Origin of the sequence: Shinella granuli (assembly GCF_004341885.1) — a bacterium.
GTDB classification, from domain to species: Bacteria; Pseudomonadota; Alphaproteobacteria; order Rhizobiales; family Rhizobiaceae; genus Shinella; species Shinella granuli.
This window is the reverse complement of record NZ_SLVX01000061.1, coordinates 1-2500: the sequence shown is the minus strand read 5'-3', so window position 1 is coordinate 2500 and position 2500 is coordinate 1. Positions and strand designations below refer to the sequence as shown.

At 55.6% G+C, this 2500-nt stretch carries 1 tRNA gene and 2 rRNA genes (1 of these 3 cut by a window edge); all 3 read left to right on the top strand.

The annotated features are described in order from the left end of the window. Nucleotides 1-1935, top strand: a 23S ribosomal RNA gene (locus tag EV665_RS31490) (it extends 861 nt beyond the left edge of the window). A gap of 225 nt (nt 1936-2160) precedes the next feature. Then, nucleotides 2161-2275, top strand: a 5S ribosomal RNA gene (gene rrf, locus EV665_RS31485). 148 nt (nt 2276-2423) lie between these two features. Next, a tRNA-Met gene (locus EV665_RS31480) sits at nt 2424-2500 on the top strand.

Genomic DNA, 2500 nt, shown 5'->3' with positions numbered 1-2500 from the left:
TTTAGGTAGAGCGTCGACCGAATACCCTCGGGGGTAGAGCACTGGATGGGCTATGGGGACTCACCGTCTTACTGATCCTAACCAAACTCCGAATACCGAGGAGTACTAGTCGGCAGACACACGGCGGGTGCTAACGTCCGTCGTGAAAAGGGCAACAACCCTGACCTCCAGCTAAGGTCCCCAAGTCATGGCTAAGTGGGAAAGGATGTGAGGATCCCAAAACAACCAGGATGTTGGCTTAGAAGCAGCCATCATTTAAAGAAAGCGTAACAGCTCACTGGTCTAAATAAGGGTCTTTGCGCCGAAAATGTAACGGGGCTAAAGCCATGCACCGAAGCTGAGGATTGGACGCAAGTCCAGTGGTAGCGGAGCGTTCCGTAAGCCTGCGAAGGGGTATCCGTGAGGAGCCCTGGAGGTATCGGAAGTGCGAATGTTGACATGAGTAACGATAAAGGGGGTGAGAGACCCCCTCGCCGAAAGACCAAGGGTTCCTGCTTAAAGTTAATCTGAGCAGGGTTAGCCGGCCCCTAAGACGAGGCGGACACGCGTAGTCGATGGGAACCACGTTAATATTCGTGGGCCTGGTGGTAGTGACGGATTGCGTAACTTGTAAGGGTTTATTGGATTATCCTTGCAGGGAAGCGGTTCCAGGAAATAGCTCCACCGTATAGACCGTACCCGAAACCGACACAGGTGGTCAGGTAGAGCATACCAAGGCGCTTGAGAGAACTCTGCTGAAGGAACTCGGCAAATTGCACGCGTAACTTCGGAAGAAGCGTGACCCCAATTTACGCAAGTGAGTTGGGGTGGCACAGACCAGGGGGTAGCGACTGTTTATCAAAAACACAGGGCTCTGCGAAGTCGCAAGACGACGTATAGGGTCTGACGCCTGCCCGGTGCTGGAAGGTTAAGAGGAGAGGTGCAAGCTTTGAATCGAAGCCCCAGTAAACGGCGGCCGTAACTATAACGGTCCTAAGGTAGCGAAATTCCTTGTCGGGTAAGTTCCGACCTGCACGAATGGCGTAACGACTTCCCCGCTGTCTCCAGCAGAGACTCAGTGAAATTGAATTCCCCGTGAAGATGCGGGGTTCCTGCGGTTAGACGGAAAGACCCCGTGCACCTTTACTATAGCTTTACACTGGCATTCGTGTCGGCATGTGTAGGATAGGTGGTAGGCTTTGAAGCGCGGACGCCAGTTTGCGTGGAGCCATCCTTGAAATACCACCCTTATCGTCATGGATGTCTAACCGCGGCCCGTCATCCGGGTCCGGGACAGTGTATGGTGGGTAGTTTGACTGGGGCGGTCGCCTCCGAAAGAGTAACGGAGGCGCGCGATGGTGGGCTCAGACCGGTCGGAAATCGGTCGTCGAGTGCAATGGCATAAGCCCGCCTGACTGCGAGACTGACAAGTCGAGCAGAGACGAAAGTCGGTCATAGTGATCCGGTGGTCCCGCGTGGAAGGGCCATCGCTCAACGGATAAAAGGTACGCCGGGGATAACAGGCTGATGACCCCCAAGAGTCCATATCGACGGGGTTGTTTGGCACCTCGATGTCGGCTCATCGCATCCTGGGGCTGGAGCAGGTCCCAAGGGTTTGGCTGTTCGCCAATTAAAGCGGTACGTGAGCTGGGTTCAGAACGTCGTGAGACAGTTCGGTCCCTATCTGCCGTGGGTGTAGGAATATTGACAGGATCTGTCCCTAGTACGAGAGGACCGGGATGGACATATCTCTGGTGGACCTGTTGTCCTGCCAAGGGCATAGCAGGGTAGCTATATATGGAAGGGATAACCGCTGAAGGCATCTAAGCGGGAAACCCACCTGAAAACGAGTATTCCCTTGAGAGCCGTGGAAGACGACCACGTTGATAGGCCGGGTGTGGAAGCGCAGCAATGTGTGAAGCTTACCGGTACTAATCGCTCGATTGGCTTGATCGTTCTCATTGAATATGCTCATCGAAGATGAGCAAGACCTTTGTCCTCACGGGCGCACCGCGATCTGACGATCGCTGCGCCTCAAGGACGGCGCGCCGGACAACCGGCGACGCGCTCTGCGCTTGCGGCCCCTGGCCGAAGGCGTAGCAGGAAGGTTCAAAGACGTGTTCACAAAGACAAACGAAGGCCAGGCCTTCTACCAGCTTCTCAAAGATTGCCCTTAGCCGACCTGGTGGTCATGGCGGGGTGGCCGCACCCGTTCCCATTCCGAACACGGCCGTGAAACGCCCCAGCGCCAATGGTACTTCGTCTCAAGACGCGGGAGAGTAGGTCGCTGCCAGGTCTGCTAAAGGCAATCTCAATACAGTCCCTTGCAAGACAGGGACCCATCTTCTCGACACATCTTCGGCCCTGCCGAAACAAGGGGCCGCCCAAAAGCGGCCTTTCTGCATTGCAAGAAACGGTATTTGCCTTCGGCAAAAACCGGATAACGCGGGGTGGAGCAGCCCGGTAGCTCGTCAGGCTCATAACCTGAAGGCCGCAGGTTCAAATCCTGCCCCCGCAACCA